The 17359-nt window shown below is 72.7% G+C and carries 15 protein-coding genes; 11 read left to right on the top strand and 4 right to left on the bottom strand.

From position 1 onward, the window contains the following. The first annotated feature begins 58 nt into the window (after positions 1-58). The 7 genes from ACWENQ_RS16515 (at position 59) to ACWENQ_RS16485 (ending at position 9419) form a co-directional block, all read left to right on the top strand. Positions 59-1495 carry an MFS transporter gene (locus tag ACWENQ_RS16515; protein ID WP_449918970.1) on the top strand — a complete coding sequence of 479 codons (1437 nt, stop codon included), beginning with the start codon at positions 59-61 and terminating at the stop codon, positions 1493-1495. Positions 1496-1534: 39 nt separating this feature from the next. Then, positions 1535-3103, top strand: coding sequence for an FGGY family carbohydrate kinase (locus tag ACWENQ_RS16510; protein ID WP_452414859.1), 1569 nt, complete (start codon positions 1535-1537; stop codon positions 3101-3103). After that, a complete protein-coding gene (locus tag ACWENQ_RS16505) occupies positions 3100-4773 on the top strand; it encodes an FAD-dependent oxidoreductase (RefSeq protein ID WP_452414857.1) in 1674 nt (557 codons plus the stop codon). Before ACWENQ_RS16510 ends, ACWENQ_RS16505 begins: the two co-directional genes overlap by 4 nt. Next, a complete protein-coding gene (locus ACWENQ_RS16500) occupies positions 4770-6332 on the top strand; it encodes an FAD-binding oxidoreductase (RefSeq protein ID WP_452414855.1) in 1563 nt (520 codons plus the stop codon). Before ACWENQ_RS16505 ends, ACWENQ_RS16500 begins: the two co-directional genes overlap by 4 nt. 16 nt (positions 6333-6348) lie before the next feature. Further along, the gene (locus ACWENQ_RS16495) at positions 6349-6960 is read left to right on the top strand and encodes a glycerol-3-phosphate responsive antiterminator (RefSeq protein ID WP_354908194.1); all 612 of its coding nucleotides are present in this window, start codon (positions 6349-6351) and stop codon (positions 6958-6960) included. Positions 6961-7293: 333 nt separating this feature from the next. Next, positions 7294-8160 (top strand): DMT family transporter, encoded by an 867-nt coding sequence (locus tag ACWENQ_RS16490; RefSeq protein ID WP_452414853.1) that lies wholly within the window; start codon positions 7294-7296, stop codon positions 8158-8160. Positions 8161-8300: 140 nt separating this feature from the next. Beyond that, positions 8301-9419 carry an alcohol dehydrogenase catalytic domain-containing protein gene (locus ACWENQ_RS16485; RefSeq protein ID WP_449918982.1) on the top strand — a complete coding sequence of 373 codons (1119 nt, stop codon included), beginning with the start codon at positions 8301-8303 and terminating at the stop codon, positions 9417-9419. A 38-nt stretch (positions 9420-9457) separates the two neighbouring features. Here ACWENQ_RS16485 and ACWENQ_RS16480 read toward each other — a convergent pair whose 3' ends face one another. Further along, positions 9458-10618 (bottom strand): sensor histidine kinase, encoded by a 1161-nt coding sequence (locus ACWENQ_RS16480; protein WP_449918985.1) that lies wholly within the window; start codon positions 10616-10618, stop codon positions 9458-9460. A 207-nt stretch (positions 10619-10825) separates the two neighbouring features. On the opposite strand from ACWENQ_RS16480, the gene ACWENQ_RS16475 reads away from it, so the two are divergent. The 3 genes from ACWENQ_RS16475 to ACWENQ_RS16465 all read left to right on the top strand — a co-directional run bounded on the left by ACWENQ_RS16475 (position 10826) and on the right by ACWENQ_RS16465 (position 14077). Continuing rightward, complete coding sequence (locus tag ACWENQ_RS16475; protein ID WP_452414852.1) at positions 10826-11524, top strand: hypothetical protein; 699 nt, start codon at positions 10826-10828, stop codon at positions 11522-11524. A gap of 112 nt (positions 11525-11636) precedes the next feature. After that, positions 11637-13727: a hypothetical protein gene (locus ACWENQ_RS16470; RefSeq protein WP_452414850.1), complete on the top strand. Its 2091-nt coding sequence runs from the start codon at positions 11637-11639 to the stop codon at positions 13725-13727. 182 nt (positions 13728-13909) lie between these two features. Continuing rightward, on the top strand, positions 13910-14077 hold the full coding sequence (locus ACWENQ_RS16465) for a hypothetical protein (RefSeq protein ID WP_449918993.1): 168 nt from the start codon (positions 13910-13912) through the stop codon (positions 14075-14077). Positions 14078-14090: 13 nt separating this feature from the next. Here ACWENQ_RS16465 and ACWENQ_RS16460 read toward each other — a convergent pair whose 3' ends face one another. Then, positions 14091-14894: a carbon-nitrogen hydrolase family protein gene (locus tag ACWENQ_RS16460; protein ID WP_452414848.1), complete on the bottom strand. Its 804-nt coding sequence runs from the start codon at positions 14892-14894 to the stop codon at positions 14091-14093. A 94-nt stretch (positions 14895-14988) separates the two neighbouring features. Here ACWENQ_RS16460 and ACWENQ_RS16455 point away from each other — a divergent pair, with 94 nt between their 5' ends. Continuing rightward, positions 14989-15192, top strand: coding sequence for a hypothetical protein (locus tag ACWENQ_RS16455; RefSeq protein WP_452414846.1), 204 nt, complete (start codon positions 14989-14991; stop codon positions 15190-15192). A gap of 45 nt (positions 15193-15237) precedes the next feature. On the opposite strand, the gene ACWENQ_RS16450 is transcribed toward ACWENQ_RS16455, so the two are convergent. Next, complete coding sequence (locus ACWENQ_RS16450) at positions 15238-15633, bottom strand: DUF4386 family protein (protein WP_452414845.1); 396 nt, start codon at positions 15631-15633, stop codon at positions 15238-15240. 138 nt (positions 15634-15771) lie between these two features. Further along, positions 15772-17349: an FAD-dependent monooxygenase gene (locus ACWENQ_RS16445; protein ID WP_452414843.1), complete on the bottom strand. Its 1578-nt coding sequence runs from the start codon at positions 17347-17349 to the stop codon at positions 15772-15774. Positions 17350-17359 lie beyond the last annotated feature (10 nt).

Here is a 17359-nt window from a genome sequence, read left to right as displayed (position 1 = left end):
GTGCTTTTTGTCGTTCTTGGACCGCTGGCAAGGGACACCCCCCGAAAGGCGGCTGAGCATGAACGACGGCTCTGCGAACACGGCACCAGCGGTCATCCGCAACGCGGGAGACGCGGCCGACCTCATCGACACTCTCAAGCGCCTGAGCGGCCGGGCGAACTGGATCTGGTTCCTCGCCCTGGCAGGCCTGTTCCTCGACGCCTACTCCAACGCGGCGTTGGGGGCCGGCCTGTCGCCCATGGTGAAGCAACTGGGCCTGTCGCCGACGCAGGTCGGCGTGCTCACCGCCATGGCCCCCGCGATCGCGATCATCTCCAACCCCTTCGGCGGCTGGCTCGCCGCGCGGATCGGCAGGGTCAAGCCGCTGCTGATGACGAAGGTCGTCTTCGCCTGCGGCGCGCTGCTGACCGCGGTCGGCTCCGACTTCGAGACCGTCTTCGCCGGGCGGGCCCTGGTGGGCGTCGCCTACGGCGTCGACTTCGCCGTGGCGATGGCGCTGCTCGCCGAGTACACCCCCGCCTCCCTCAAGGGCAGACTCAACTTCTGGCAGGGGGTCTGGTACACCGCGACGACCACCAACCTCCTGCTCACCCTGCTGTTCTACAACTTCGACGTCGGCGCCGACATCTGGCGCTGGTCGGTCGGCTCGTCGGCGGCCTTCGCGCTCGTCCTGCTCGTCCTGCAGCGCCTGTTCCTGGTGGAGAGCCCCACCTGGCTGGCCGCCAAGAACAGGCTGGGGGAGTCCGTGGCGAACCTGCGCCGGATGTACGGCTTCGCCGTACAGGAAGGGGCGCGGGAGACCGGGCCGGCCCAGGAGGGCGCCCACCCGGTCGGGTTCCGTGAGGCGGGTGTCCTGTTCCGCAAGCCCTACCTGCCCAGGACCGTGCTGTCGACCGCCATCTCCCTCACCCAGGCCATGCAGTACTTCGCCGTGGGCTGGTACCTGCCGGTGATCAGCCTCGAGCTGTTCGGCAGCGAGTTCGAGAAGGCGACGCTGGGTTCCATGGCCTTCAACGCGGTCGGCATCGTCGGCGGTTGCCTGTCGGCCTACGCGGGGCGCCGCTTCGGCCTGCGGGTCAGCTCCATGGCCGGCTACGCCATGGTGTTCGTCGCCCTGCTGGTCATGGGCGCGACGTTCAAGCAACTGCCCGTCGCGCTGGCCGCGCTGCTGCCGGTGCTGTTCATCTTCTTCCACTCCGCCGGGCCCGGCCCCAACGGCAAGTCGATCGCCGCGCTCTCGTACCGCAGCGACATCCGCACGCTGGGCACCGGCGTGACCGGCATGCTCGGCAGCCTCGGCTCGGTGGCGGGCCTGTACCTGTTCCCGCAGCTCCAGGCAGGCATCGGCGTGGGCAACAGCCTGATGGTCCTGTCGGTGGTGCCGCTGGTCGGCCTGCTCACCTGCCTGGCCATCAAGTGGGACCCCACCCGGGTCGCGGTGAACCTGGAGGAAGAGGCGATCAGCCTCCGGCAGCGTACGACGGTGTCGGCCTGAACGGTGTCCGGTACGGACACGATGAAAGGACCTTCGCGCATGACAAGGCAACGCCGTCGCGGCGTGCTCAGCATCGATGAGGGCACCACGGGCACCAGGGCCGCCGTCGTCCTCGACGACGGCACCGCCGCACCTGCCGCCTACCTGCCGCTCTCGGTCCGCTCGCCCGACCACCTGCGGGTCGAGCAGGACGCGACGGAGATCTGGGCGGACACCGTCCGGGTCTGCCGGGAGGCGATGGAGTGGGCGACCGCGCACGGGGTGGAGCTCGCCGGGGTGTCGATCGCCACCCAGCGCGCCACGGTGCTGCTGTGGGACACGGTGACCGGCTCCCCGCTGAGCCAGGCCGTGGTGTGGCAGGACCGCCGGTACGCGGCCCGGCTGCGGGAGTGGGAGCCGGAGTGGGACGCGCACCTGGTCGAGCACACCGGCCGGCCGGTCGGCTCCCGGGCGCCGCTGCTGTGGGCGGCCGAGGAGGTCGCCGGCGACCCGGCCCTCCGGCGGGCCCACGACGAGGGCAGGCTGGCCTTCGGCTCGGTCGACACCTGGCTGGTCTGGAAGCTGACCGGGGGCGCGCGCCATGTCATGTCGGCCACGAACGCCGTGGCCGTGGGCGCCTACGACCTGCGGACGGGCGGCTGGCACGAGCCGTGGGTGAAGTTCCTCGGCTGCCCGCCCGACCTGCTGCCGGAGATCGTCGACGACGACGGCGACTTCGGTGTTACCGACCCGTCCGTGCTCGGCGTGCGGCTGCCCATCCTGTCCGTCATGGGCGACCAGCACGCGGCGATGATCGCGCTCGGCGCCCACCGGCCCGGCCAGGCCACGAGCGTCCACGGGACCGGAACGTTCCTCGACGCCGTCGCCGGCGACCGGCCGCCCGCTCCCGGCCGCCAGGTGCCGGGGGTGTTCACCCTCGTCGGCTGGCGGTCGCGGGGCACCTCCGTGTTCAGCCTGGAGAGCTACGCCTCGACGACCGGCTCGGCGATGCGCTGGCTGTGCGAGGAGATCGGGCTGTTCGGCTCGCCGGCCCAGCTGGCCGAACTCGCCCGCGAGCACACCGGGCCGACCCGGGTGATGTTCCTGCCCGCACTGGCGGGACTGCGCACCCCGGTCTGGTCGCCGGAGGCCACGGGGGTCCTCACCGGCCTCAGCCTGTCCACGACCAGGGCGGAGCTGGCCCGCGGCGTCCTCAACGGCTTCGCGCACTCGGTGTGCGACCTGCTGGAAGGCGTGGAGGACGTCATGGGCAGGCCGGTCACCGACCTGTTCTGCGGAGGCGGGCTGGCCGGCAGCGACGTGCTGATGTCCAGCCAGGCCGACCTGATCGGCCGGCCGGTACGGCGGGCCCGCGACCACGAGACCGCCAGCCTCCGCGGCACCGCCTACCTCGGAGGCGTGCGCGCCGGGCTGTGGCCGGACGTCTCGGCGGCCGTCGCCGGCCTCCGGCCTGCCCCCGTCTTCGAACCCACCCTTCCCGAGAGCGAGCGGGTGGCGGCCCGCGCCGCATGGCGCGACCTGCTGGCTCGCCACACCGCCACCGCCGGCCCCGGCGCGCCGGGCTCCCGCGGTTCCGAACCCGACGCACAGGAGGAATCACCCTCGTGATCCGGCTTCCCGCACGCAAGGCGAGGTCAGAGACGAACAGCGCCATCCGCCGTACCGCGCTCGCGCTCGACCGCAGGGAACAGATCGAACGGCTCGCCGCCCGGCCCGTGGACGTCCTGGTCGTCGGCGGCGGCATCACCGGCTGCTACACCGCGCTGGACGCCGTCACCCGCGGCCTGACCGTGGCGCTCGTGGAACGGGACGACTTCGCGTCGGGCACGTCCTCCAAGTCGTCGAAGATGGTGCACGGCGGCCTGCGCTACATCGAGCAGGGCAACCTGCCGCTGGTACGGCGTTCGCTGCTGGAGCGGCAGCGGTTCCGCAACAACGCCCCGCACCTGGTGCAGCGGCTGCCGTTCGTCTTCCCCGTGCTCGCCCAGGACGGCGTCTTCGACGCGCGCATCGCCAAGGCCTTCGAGGGCCTGCTGTGGACGTACGACCTCGCGGGAGGATGGCGCATCGGCAGGCTGCACCAGCGCCTCAGCGCCGCCGAAGTCCTCGCCCGCGCCCCGCGGCTGCGCGCAGGACAGCTCAAGGGCGGGCTGCTCTACTACGACAGCCGCACCGACGACGCGCGCCTGACCCTGACGATCGCGCGGACCGCGGCGCACTTCGGGGCGACCGTGATCAACGGCGCCGCCTGCCGCGGCCTGGTCCGCGAGGGCGGCCGGGTGCGCGGCGCGAAGATCGAGGTCGACGGCCGCGAGATCGACGTGCGGGCGGGCGTCGTGATCAACGCCACCGGCGTCTGGTCGGACGCGCTCGACGCCCTGTCGGATCCCGGCCACCGGCCCCGGATCCGTCCGGCCAAGGGGGTGCACATCGTGGTGCCCTGGACGCGGCTGCCCATCGACGGCACCGTGACCGTGCCCATCCCCGGACGGGCCCGCCGCGCGACCTGCACCCGCTGGGGGGACGTGGTCGTGGTCGGGACGACCGACACCGACTACGACGGATCCCTCGATGAGGTGCTGTGCACCAGGGAGGAGATGCAGTACCTCCTCGACGGGGCCAACACCGCCTTCGACGCCGACCTCGGCCCCGAGGACGTGGTCGGCTCGATCGCCGGGCTGCGTCCCCTGGTCGGCGGCAAGGAGGGGGCCACGCTCGACATGAGCCGCGACCACCGCGTCTCGACCGACGCGCACGGGCTCGTCACCGTCACCGGCGGAAAGCTCACCACCAGCCGCCACATGGGTGAGCTCGTGGTCGACGCGGCCCTGAAGGTGCTCGGCCGCAGGGCCCGCTGCCGTACGGCACGCCTCCCCCTGCTGGGCGGCGCCGGCTACGACGCCGAGGCCACCTCGGCCACCGGAGGGCTCGGCGCCCACCTGGGACAGCGCTACGGCACCGAGGCCCGCTTCGTCGCCGACCTCCTCGGCGAGGATCCCACCCTGGCCGAGCCGATCATCGAGGGCAGCGCCCACCTGCGGGCCGAGGTGGTCTACGCGGCCAGGTGCGAGCTGGCGCGAAGCGTCGACGACGTGCTGTCGCGCCGCACCCGGATGCGGGTGTTCGCCCGTGACCTGTCGGTCAAGGCCGCCCCTGAGGTCGGCCGGCTGCTCCAGAGGGAGCTCGGGCTGTCCGACGACGAGGTCGCCCGGCAGGTCGACGACTACATCTCCGGCATCGAGCGCGAGAAGACCGTACTGATGGAGGCACATTCATGATCAGCAGGCAGACCATCACCCACCCGTTCAACCGGGGTGACTACGTCGTCGGCGCGCCCACCCCGCCGCGCTGGGCCGCCGACTGCCCGCCCGGCGCGGGCCGGGCCAGCCTGCAGGCCGCCGTGGTCGAGGTTCCCGCCACGGTCGTCGCCGAGCTGCGGGCGATCGCCGCCGCCGTCCACACCGAGCGGGACGAGGTGATCACGCGCACCCGCGACTGGTGGGCGGGCACCTCCATCGGCGAGACGGACGGTCACCCCGCCACGCCGGACGCCGTGATCGTCGAGGCGGCCGACGAGGAGCAGGTGGCCGCGATCGTCAGGCTCTGCCACGCGCACCGCATCCCCCTGACGGTCTCGGCGGGCCGCAGCAACGTCCTCGGCGCCGCCCTGCCGGTGTTCGGCGGGGTCGTGCTGGACGTCTGCCGGCTCAACAGCATCATCTCCTTCGACGCCGAGTCGATGATCGTCGAGGTGCAGGCCGGCATGTTCGGCGACCTGTTCGAGAAGGAACTGCAGGAGACGTACGGCGCCACGACCGGGCACTGGCCGTCCGCCTTCGCCATCTCGACGGTCGGCGGCTGGGCGGCCTGCCGGGGGGCGGGCCAGCTGTCCACCCGCTACGGCAAGATCGAGGACATGGTCGTCGGGCTGGACGTGGTGCTGCCCGACGGGAGCACCGCCAGCTACGGCACCTACCCGAGGGCCGCCGTGGGGCCTGACCTGCGCCAGCTGTTCATCGGCTCCGAGGGCACGCTCGGCGTGATCACCCGGCTGCGGCTGCGCACCCACCGGCTGCCCGGCTACGCGGTGGGGCTCGCGTACGGCTTCGACACCTTCGCGGCCGGGCTCGACGCGTGCAGGGAGATCCTCCAGCGCGGCGCCACCCCCGCGGTACTGCGCCTGTACGACGCGCACGAGAGCGGCACCCACTTCGGCGAGCGGGACACCAATCTGCTGCTCATCGCCGACGAGGGAGACCCCGCGCTGGTCGACGCGACCATGGCGGTGGTCGAGGAGGTCTGCAAGGAGCGGGCGGCGGTCACGCTCGACGGCGACGCGGTCCTCGCGCGGTGGCTCGACGAGCGGATGGTCGTCGGCAAGTCCGGCGACGGCTTCGCCAAGGGCCCCGGCTTCGTCGCCGACACCTGCGAGATCGCCGCGCCGTGGTCGTCGCTGACGGCCATCTACGACCAGGTGGTGGCGGCCATCGAGGCGGTCCCCGGGACGCTGCGCGCCTCCGCCCACCAGTCGCACGCCTACACCGACGGCGCCTGCCTGTACTTCTCGCTGCGCGGCGACGTGGAACGCGCTCGCCGCCGCGAGTGGTACCGGGCCGCCTGGGACGCCGCCAACGAGGTGCTCATCCGGCACGGCGCCGCCATCAGCCACCACCACGGCGTCGGACTGCTGCGCTCGCCGTACGTCGAACGATCGCTGGCCGGCGGCTTCGGCACCCTGGTGGCGGTCAAGCAGGCCCTCGACCCCGAGGGCATCATGAACCCGGGGAAGCTGGGGCTGCCCAGCCGGTTCCAGGCCGACACAACCGCGCACGGCTGACGCATAAGGTGGAGCAGTGAACCCTCGTCCGAAACGTCCCCTTGACCGGCGCCTGCTGGCCTCGCTCGCGGAACACCCCGTGATGGCGTCGCTGGTCGGCGTGGAGATGGCGGACCGGTTCACCACCACCTCGACCCCGCTGGGCATCCTCGCCTCGGTCCCGCTCGGCGATCTCGAGGCGACCGTCCGGCGGACCCTGGCCGCGAACAAGATCGTGTTCGTCAACATGGACTCGACCCCCGGCCTCGGCCACGACCCCGGCGCCCTGACCTACCTCAAGGGGATCGGGGCGGTCGGGATCTGCTCCACCCGCGCGGCGATCGTCGAGCGGGCGAGCAGCCTGGGGCTGCTGGCCATGCAGAAGGTGTTCGTGACCGACCGTTCCAACCTGCACCGCAGCGTCCAGGCCATCGCCCGGTCCCGTCCCGATCTGGTCCAGCTCATGCCCGCCGTCGTGCTGCGATACGTGGAGAAGCAGGCCAGGGAGCTCGGCGTGCCGTACCTGGCCGCCGGGTTCGTCCAGGGCGAGGCGGACGTGGCCGAGGCGCTCCGCCACGGCGCCGCCGGGGTCTGCACCTCGGAGCAGGCCCTGTGGGAGCTACGCCGGTCGGCCCTGCGCGCCTCCTGAACCACCTCCCGCCTCCCGCCGTCCGCTGTCCCGCCGTCCCGCCGTTCGCTGCGCCGGGCGTGCGGGGCGGGCGCAGCCATCCCTCAGCCGCCCCTCGGCCGCCGCGTGTGTCCCCACCGGTGGGTCTTCGCACGGAAGGACGACTCGATGACGCCGGTCACCCCGGACCTGCCCGGACTGCCACCCGGGCCGCCGTCCGGTGCGCCGCCCGGACCCCCGGCGGCGACCCCTGGCCCGCCACCGGTCAGCACGGCCCGCGGCCTCGGTGACGCGGCACCCGTGGGGACGTCCGGCGGTACGGGCCGGGGCCCGGGTGGCGGGGCGGCAGGGAGGATGTCCGGCGGTCCGCGGTTGACGGCGGTCGCGCCAGCCGTGTTCGTCCTGCTCTGGAGCAGCGCCTTCATCGCCGGCATCCCGGGAGTCGCGGCGGCTCCGCCGCTGCTGCTGATGTTCGCGCGCTTCGCCCTGGCCGGGGTGCTGCTCGCCGGTTACGCCCTGATCACCCGCGCGCCCTGGCCGCGCGGCCGGGCCGCGGCGCACATCGCCGTCTCCGGGCTGCTGATCCAGGCCCTGCAGTTCGGCTGCTTCTACACGGCGCTCGGCATGGGCTTCCCCGCCGCGGTCGTCTCCCTCGTCCAGGGGCTCAGCCCCGTGGTCATCGTGCTGGCCATGCGCCTGCTCGGCGAGACGGTCACCAGGCGGCAGGGGCTCGGCTTCGCCCTCGGCGCGGCCGGCGTCGTCCTCGCGGTGGCCGACCGGGTGAGCCTGTCCGGCTGGGGCGTGGCGCTGTGCCTGGTCGGGCTGCTCGGGCTGAGCGCCGGCACCCTCTACCAGAAGCGGTTCGTCCCCGACATGGACGTGCGGGCCGGAACCGCGGTGCAGCTTCTCGTCAGCGCCCCCGCCGTCGGGCTGGCCTGCCTGGCGGTCGAGACGCCGCGGGTGTCGGACTGGACGACGTTCGGCGCGTCCGTCGCGTGGATGGTGCTGGTCAACTCCATCGCGTCGTTCATCCTGCTCAACATGATGCTGCTCCGCTGGTCCGCCAGCCGGGTGAGCACGGTGTTCTTCCTGACTCCCTCGGTGACGGCGGTGCTGGCCTGGCTCCTGGTGGGCCAGGTGCTGCATCCGCTCGCCGTTGTCGGTCTGGTTCTCGGTGGCGCCGGTGTCCTGCTGGCCAACCACCGGTCCGCCCCGTCCTGAGAGTCACGGCGCCGCCTCGCGTGGGGAAGCCCCGCCGTGGCAGGAAGCCGCCCGGCGTCCGGCCGGCGGCTCCGGCCGGGCCGTATCCGCACGCCGAACCTATCGTGAAGACAACCTTGGAGCCTCTGAGAGGTGATGTGATGAGAATCCGCGGAGCCGTTCTCGAGGAGATCGGCCGGGCGCGCCCGTACGCCGAGTCCCGTCCGCTGACGATCTGCGATCTCGACCTCGACCCGCCCGGCCCCGGCGAGCTCCTCGTCAGGGTCGAGGCGGCCGGCGTGTGTCACTCTGATCTGTCGGTCGTCGACGGGAACCGGGTGCGCCCCGTACCCATGCTCCTGGGACACGAGGCGGCCGGCGTGGTCGAGCAGGCCGGCGCCGGTGTCGACGACATCGCCGTCGGCCGGCGGGTCGTCATGACCTTCCTGCCCCGCTGCGGCGCCTGCGAGGGCTGCGCCACCGACGGCGTGACGCCCTGCGTCCGGGGCAGCGCGGCCAACAACGAGGGGAGGTTGCTGACCGGTGGCGTCCGCCTGCACCGGAACGGCGGCAGGGTCCTGCACCACCTCGGGGTCTCGGCCTTCGCCACGCACGCGGTCGTGGACCGGCACTCGGTCGTCCCGGTGGACGACGACGTCCCTCCCGAGGTCGCCGCGATCCTCGGCTGCGCCGTGCTCACCGGTGGCGGCGCGGTCATCAACGCCGGCGAACCCGCCGCCGGCCAGACGGTGATGGTCGTCGGGCTCGGCGGCGTGGGCATGGCCGCGCTGATCACCGCGCGTGCCCTGGACGGCGTCACGGTCGTCGGCGTCGACAGCAATCCGGACAAGCTCGCCACCGCCCGTGACCTGGGCGCCCATGCGACCTACAGTCCCGCCGAGGTCGCCGCGCTCGGTATCAAGGCGCCGGTCGTCATCGAGGCGGCCGGGAACGCTCGCGCCTTCGAGAGCGCGGTCGACGCGACCGCCCCCGGCGGCCGCACCGTCACCGTGGGACTTCCGGCGCCCGACGCCCGATCGTCGATCTCGCCGCTCAAGCTCGTGGCGGAGGGCCGGACCATCATCGGCAGCTATCTCGGGTCGGCGGTCCCCTCCCGTGACATTCCCGTCTTCGCCCGGATGTGGCGCGAGGGCAGGCTGCCGGTCGGCGCGCTGGTGTCGGCGAGGATCGGGCTCTCGGCGGTGAACGAGGCGATGGACCAGCTCGCCGACGGCAAGGCCGTCCGGCAGGTCATCCTCTTCGGCGAGGAGCAGGCCTGAACGGCGAGCGGGAAGGACGGGCGCGACCGAGCCTGTCCCTACCGGGTTCGGGGAAGCGGGAATCGGGCACGGACCGCGAAACCGCCGTCCGGTTCGGGGGCGGCGTGCAGGCTGCCGTGCACCATCGCCAGCCGTTCGCGCATGCCGACCAGCCCGTGGCCGCCGCGCTTCGCGGGCGATGCGGTGGATGCGCGCGCCGCCCGCCCGGGTTCGTTGCGCACCTCCAGGGTCAGCGCCTGCTCGGTGTATCCGATGGCGACCGCGGTCGGAGCCGCGCCGGCGTGCCGTAGCACGTTCGTCAGTGCTTCCTGCAGGACCCGGTAGGCGGTGAGATCCAGCACCGGCGGCAGCCGCGGCAGGTCGGCGGGGGAGTCCAGGTGCACTTCCAGGCCGGCGGCGCGGACGTCGGAGATCAGCTCGTCGACCCTGGACAGCGACGGGACGGGCGTCGGCCGCTCACCGTCGGGACGCTCGCGCAGGATGCCGACCAGGCCGCGCATCTCCTCGACCGTCTGCCGCCCGAGCCGTTCCAGCCCGACCACGATCTCCTGCTCGGAGGGACGATCGGCCAGCAGCCGGCGCAAGCCGCCCAGCTGCAGGGTCATCACGCTGACCGAGTGCGCGACGGCGTCGTGCACCTCCCGTGCGATGCGCGTGCGTTCCTGCGCGACCGCGGCCTGGGCGTTGGCCTCCCGTTCGGCGTCCAGCGCCGCGGCCAGTTCGGCCAGCTTCACCGCGCGTTCGCCGTTGCGCCGCGCGAGCAGCCCCATGTACCAGCCCGGCAGCAGGATCGCCGGCACGAAGAACAGCTCCCACACCGACTGGCCGCCGACGACCGACGTGCCGGCGAAGGACACGGCCGCGACGCACAGCGCGACGGCCGAACGCCGCGGCGGCTCCCGCCATCCGGCCCAGGCGACCGCCCCGATGAGGCCGATCATCGCCGCACCGCCGGCACCCGGCGCGTCGAAGGCCACCACGCCGACCGGGAAGCAGATGGCCGCGACGGCCGCACCGGCGAGCGGATACCAGGTCGCGAGCACCACGCCGACGCCGAGCACGATCCCCGAGACCCAGGTGGCCGCGGCGCTGGCGCCGAAGAAGTCGTCGAGCTTCGTCTCCACGACGGACAGGACGCCGATCAGCGGGCCGAACACCAGCGGGATGAGGCGGGCGTCCCTCAGCCGGGTCATCGTCATGGCTACAGATGGTAATCACGCCCGATGGCCGCCGAGTCCGCCGGATGGCGGACCGCTGCCGCTCACCGGGTCCCTCGAACGGTGGACCCGCGTCAGAGCCGGTCCACCGACGCGTGGACCCGTCACGATACGCAATGGCTGACGCGCCGCCTGGCGTCCCGGCGAGAGAGTTCCTTCGCCAACGACACCGAAGCCCGGAGGTACGACATGACCCCCCTTGCCCACAGCGCGACGGCCGCCGGGCCCGCGCTTGCCGAGCCCGCCGATCGAGCCGGCCGGTTCCTGCGACGCGCCGGCGGTGCCGCCCTGATCGCCTGCCCCCTGCTCATGCTCGCCGGCATGATGACCTGCCCGCCGCAGGACTCCGACTCGACGATGGACTACATCACCTCGCTGGCCCGCGACGCTTTCCTGACGGAGCTGTCGGCGATCCTGCTGCACTACGGCCTGATCACCGGCGCGCTGGGCGCGATGGTCGTGCCCGGGCTCGTCCGCGGCAGGAAGGGGCGGTGGCTGACCCTGTTCGGCGCGCTGGCCGCCGCCCTCGGGCTGCTGAACGTGTCCGGCGCCGTGCGCGACGACTGGTGGCGGATGGTCCTCGGCCGGCAGCTCCCGCTCGACGTCGCGGTGCGGATCTCGGACACCGTGGACGGGTCGGCGTTCATGCCCCTGTGGAGCGGCACCGAGATGTTCGCCTTCCTGGGCCTGCTCGCCGTGTGCGCCGGGCTCGCCCGCGCCGGTGTCGTCGGCTGGTGGCTGACCGCCGTCTACCTCGGCGCCTTCGTCGCGATGATGTTCATCCCGATCGACCTGACGTATGTGGTGGGCGGCGCCTTCAGCCTGCTGTTCCTGCCGCTCGCGGTCGCGGGCGTGCGCACGTTGCAGCGCGTGCGCGCCGCGGCGTGATCCCGGCGGCAGGCCGCCGGCGGCGGGGCGGTGACGTTTGCAGCCGTTTCCCACTCTCCCGCAAGTCGCGTTGACCAGACTACGCGCGCTACATCACTGAATCGGAGTTTGCGTGAGGAAGAACCTATGGTGGCGGAGTGCCGTGGCGACGGCCGCCGCTCTCTGCCTGTCGGCGGGGACATTCACCGCTCCCGCGAACGCGGCGGCGGACCCCATGGTCAGGATCGCCGCGGTCAAGGCCTCCCCGGCCCGTGGCGGCGAGCAGTGCCCGGTCTCGACCGTGTTCTCCGCGGCCGTCACGGTCAAGGGGGCCGACCGGTTGACGTACCGCTGGATCCGCAGCGACGGAAGCAAGAGCGCGGTGAAGACCGTCCGCGCGGGAGCGAAGGTGACGCTGCGGGAACGGCGCTCCTTCACCGGCAGCGCCCGGGGCTGGCAGGCCGTCCAGGTGCTCAGCCCGAAGAAGCTGATCTCCAAGCGCGCCTACTACACGGTCTCCTGTGGCGCCGGCCTGCGTGACGTCGGCGTCTCCGGGCGACCAGGACAGGCGCCGCCGGCGCCCACGGCGTCGGCCGAGGCCACCGGCGACGACTACGCAGGGAAGTGCCCGGTCGGCGGCGGAACGCTGCGCTTCACCGGCAGGCTGACCGTCTCCCGGGTGCCCGCGGCCGTCTCCTACCGATGGGTGGACAGCGACGGCGGCGCGCTCGGCACCGAGCGGCTGTGGTTCTCCGACGCCTCCACGCGTACGGTCACCTCCAGCCGCACCTTCCTGACCAGTCAGTCGGGTACGCGCTGGATCGAGATCCTGGGCCCGGACGGCAGGGTGCTGAGCACCTCGAACAGGGCCCCGTACCGCGTCACCTGCGCGACCGACCCGACGCCGCCCCCGGTCGTCGTGAAGGCGGCCAACCCGTGGGTGAGCCCGGCCGGCTACCAGGGCTCCTGCACCAGGCCCCTGCAGTTCACCTTCCACGCGACCCTCGCGGTGTCGAAGCCGGCGAAGGTCACCTACAGGTGGGTCCGCAGCGACGGGACCACGGTCCCCGGCGAGATCGAGATCAAGGGCACCGACCTCACCAGGGACCTCACCCTCGCCTGGCCGGTCGCCGATCCGTCCAGGACGAGCGGCGGATCCGCCTGGGTCGAGGTCACCTCGCCGGCTCTGGCCCGCACCGAACCGGTGAAGTTCACGATCGCGTGCGTCGACATCAGCTTCTCCGAGACCAAGGTGGCCTCGCCCGCCCAGCCGTACACGGGGGCCTGCCCCGTGACGGTGCGGACCACGGCGACGATCACCGTGACGGGCGGGCCGGCGGTGGTCTGGCACTACTGGAAGTACCCGGGCACGGCCGCCACCTCCGAGAGGATCTCCGGGACCAGGACCTACACCAGGGACTGGGTCGAGAACGGCACGACAACGGGATCGACCGCGTTCGCCGTCGCGACCGGCGACGACTACGGCCACTGGAAGGACTCGGCGCCGATCACCTGGTCGGTCACCTGCAAGGGCGAGGAGCCGGCCCAGCTCACCGTGTCCAAGGCGGCCGTCACCACGTGGAGCCGCGAACCGGGCGCCTGCACGACCGCCAACCCCTACCAGCTCACCGCAGCGGCGACGGTCACCGCCCCCAAGGGCCTGACCTACCCGCTGACCGTGACCTACCGGTGGCGCTGGGACGACGGCGGCTACTGGCAGGAGGAGAAGCTCCGGTTCACCGAGCCGGGGACACAGCGTGCCGCCCATTCCTGGATGACCTCCAAGAGCCACGCGGCCAAGGTATGGCTGGACGTCACCGGCCCCGCCAAGGTTCAGGGCGAGCCCGGCGAGTACTCCCTGACCTGCAACGGCAAGCCGCCCGCGCCCAACACCGGCGGGAAGGTGACGTCGGTGACGAACCCTGCCATCACGCCGTCCAACCACACGGGCGCCTGCCCCGTCGACCTGAAGGCCACCGCGACGATCACCGTGTCCGCGCCTACGTCGGTGCCGGTCGAGTACGCCTGGCGCTTCGAGAACAACACCAGCAGCCCGACCGAGCGGATCGCCTTCCCCGAGGGCGGCCCGCTCACCAGGACGGTGGAGTGGAAGGACTGGCGCGCCGTCCAGTCCACCGGCGGAAGAGTGACCGGCTACCTTCAGGTCGTCGCGCCCAACACGGCGGTTTCCGAACCTGTCACGTACAGCGTCACCTGCACCTGACGGATCCGGCCCGCCTGGCCCGGCCGCCACGGACGCCGTCAGGAGATGCCCTCACCGCCTCGCCCTGCCTTGATCACATCGAGTGCGGCGGCGGGGCGGTGCCGTCCGACGGTCCCCATCACGCGGCTCCCTGGCCCGGCCGGCCGGCGACCCCGTCAGTGATCCCGTGGCATGCTGGGACAGTGAGCAACCCCGAACACAAGCCGCTTTTCGAGGTCGTGCCGGAGAACGCCGAGCGGCCGCCGCCCATCGAGCTCGAGACGTCCACGGGCAGGCTGAGCGTGGCCGCCGACCTGACGGCGGAGGAGTTCGAGATCCTCGACGAGCTGCGGCGCTCGGCCGGCCGCTGACGATCTCGGCCCCCTACGCGGGCGAGGCGTCGGGAACCGTGCCGCGCGGGTAGCCCGCCAGCGCGTCCCTGTCGCGCAAGGCGAGCAGCTCGCCGCGCGACAGCGCCGCGGTGACCAGCCCCGGGCCGGTCGCGGCCTGCGTCAGCCGGGTCCCGTCCGGGTGCCAGACCCCGCTGCCACCGCACGAGACCCAGCCCGGCCCCGTGCCGGCGTGGTTGGCGGCGATCGCGAACATGCGGTGATCCATGGCGCGTGCCCCGAAATGGAGGTCCAGCCGCCGCGCCTCCGCGAGCGTGTACAGGACCGATCCGGCGTAGACCTCCGCACCTCGGCGGACCGCGTCCTCGGCGTGGGCCGGCACGCCGGCGTCGTAACAGATGGCGAGGGCGACCCGCCAGCCGTCGACGTCGAGAAGCGCACCCGGCTCACCGGGCTGGAAGAGATCACGCTCGCGGCCGTGCAGGTTCTGCTTGCCGTAGGCATGGATGCTTCCGTCCGGACGCACCGCCAGCGAGGCGATCCACGCCGTGCCGTCGGCCCGGCGGTAGGCCGCGCCCACCACCGCGGTCACCCCGCAGTCCCGCGCGGCCTGCCGGACGACGTCGAGTCGTGGGTCGTCCTCGGTCACCCACGCCGCCGGGTCGTCCAGGAGGTCGAGGTCGTAGCCGACGAGGGAGAGCTCGGGGAAGATGAGAAGCTTCGCCCCGGATTCGACGGCCACGGGGATTGACGTGGCCGCCGCGTGAGCATTGGCGGTCACGTCACCGAGGCGGGCCGAAGTCTGGGCGACCGCCACGATCAACGTCTCTTGGGACACGGCGGCATCCTAGCGTCCGCGTGGCACCCAGCGCCGGACTCGCCCGGGGAGTGCGGCAGTTCCCGGCTGGAAGCGCTGGATCACCTTCGACGGCATGGAACACCGGTCGTTCTGCGACTATCCGCTCCTCGCCCAGCAGCTCGGACTCAAGCTGGACTCCTCGCTCTCGGGTCCGCGGACCGTGGAGGTCCTGCGCACGTACGTCGGCGCCTTCTTCGACCTGCACCTGCGCAAGCAGTCGCGGCCGCTGCTCGACCGGGCCTCGCGCCGCTACCCGGAGGCGAGGTTCTGGCGCTGACGGCAGCCGTGCCCGCCCCCGGCGGACACCCTCCTCCGCACCACGTCACGCGGCGCCGCCGGTGCCGGCGACCTGGGCGGTGAGCGGCGACGACGGCGTGCTGAACCCCTTCGCCAGCAGCCGGACCGCCAGCACCATCTCGTTCAGCGCCAGGGGGACGACCAGAACGGCGTAGGCCGCCGAGGACGCGGCGAGCAGGTCGAACATGACGAGGAGACTTCCGGCCAGGTACGGTGCCACCGCGACGAGCGCCCAGCCGGACACCCACCGAGGGACGAGCCTTGACCGGTACAGCAGGTGGTTGAGGAGCAGGACGCTGAGGCAGAAGAAGACCGCACTGGCGTGCCCCCACCTGTCGTACGTCTGGGTCAGTGCCCGGACGGTGTCCAGGCGCGCCGCACCGTCAGGTGTGCCGGCGTCCGGCGTGGTGCCCAGCGCCACCAGCAGGAGCGGACCGACGGCGGCGGGAAGCAGCGCAGGTCGCCCACCCGGCGACGCATCGGGCGGCGACCGCGGAGAGGGCCCGCCTGGACCGGCTGGTCCGGGCGGCGGCGGACCGGACGGCCCGGCCAGGGGTGCTCAGGCCGGCGTCGGGGTCGCCGCCGACTGGCGACCGCCACGCCTGTCCGCGGCCAGCACCTGACGGAGGGCGTCGGCGGGGCTCATGGCGGAGGAGTCGCTGCGCCACGCGACATAGCCGTCGGGACGCACCAGCACCGCGCCGCTCTCGCCCAGGCCGTACCGTGACTGCCAGGCCGCGTCGAGATCGAGCAGGTCGACCCCGACGCGGTAGGCGCGCACCGGCACGTGCGCCTTCTCTCGCGTCCACTGCTCGCCCTCCGCCCCGGTGAGCAGGACGAAGGAGTCGTGGAACAGGTCGTGCACGCCGATCCTGCGGCCGTCCCGCTCCAGCCAGAGGTGCGGAGCACGGGTGCCCGGCCTGGCGTACTGCTCGACGCTCTCGCCGAAGACCGACCCGTGCTCGGCCCCGACCATCGCGGTGGACCGGTAGCGCTGCCCGAGCACGCACATGATCGGGTCCACCGGATCGTCCTCGGGGTTCGGCCCGAACCTGGCCGCCTGGCTGCGCACCGTGAGGTCGGCCAGTTCGAGCGCGACGGGCCTGCGCTCGGCCTCGTAGGTGTCGAGCAGTTCGTCACCCGCGTCGCCGGCGAGGACCATGGCGAGCTTCCAGGCCAGGTTGTGGGCGTCCTGCACCGCCGAGTTCGCGCCCATCGCTTGGGCGGCCGGCCACACGTGCGCGGCGTCGCCGACCAGGAAGACCCGTCCGTGGCGGTACCGGTCGGCGACGCCGACCGCCTCCACCCAGGCTGCCCGGTCCAGGATCTCGACGGGGACGTCGCGGCCGATCAGCTGCTTGGCCGTGGCCGCGAGCCGCTCGTCCGGGTAGTCGTCGGGCGACTCCACAGCGGGGTCGTAGGTCAGCCCGATACCCCACTGGCCGGGCACGGCGTGGCCGGCGAACGCTCCGGAGGCCGCGGCGCCAGGACCGCCGATGATCCAGAACAGCGCGCGCTTCCTGATGATCTGCGACAGGTCCGCCTTGACGACGAAGGACAGGTAATGGCGCAGCACGCCCAGCCCGGTGCGCTCGATGCCCAGCTGCTCCCTGATCCGCCCGCGATAGCCGTCGGCCGCGATCAGGTAGCCGGCCCTGATCGTCTGCCGCTCGCCGGTGGCGCGGTCCTCGATGACGGCCGTGACCCCGTCGGCGTCCGGCTCGACCGAGACGCACCGGGTGTTGAAACGGAGGTCGGCGCCCCTGTCGCGGGCGGCCCGGGCCAGGATCGGCTCGACCGTGCTCTGGTCGGCCATGCCGAACTCGCCGGCCGTCAGCTCGGGCAGCGCGCGCGGTGACTTCTCGTCGGAGATCCAGTGCCATTCGTCCGCCAGCGTGGTGCAGCGGGCCACGCCCGACTCCTCGTCGAACGGCCTGCCCGCGGCCTTGATCGCCGCGCCGAGGCCGAGGGGGCGGTAGATCTCCGTGGTCCTGGGGTTGATCCCGCGTGCCCGTCCGAGGATCGAGACGCCGGGATGCCGGTCCACCAGGAGGCAACGCACTCCCTGGTGGGACAGGAACAGTGAGGAGGCGAGGCCTGCGTAGCCGCCTCCGACGATCAGTACCTGGGTGTCCATGGCTCTGATA

It is taken from the genome of Nonomuraea sp. NPDC004354 (assembly GCF_053602555.1).
This window is presented reverse-complemented; position numbering and strand designations above follow the sequence as displayed.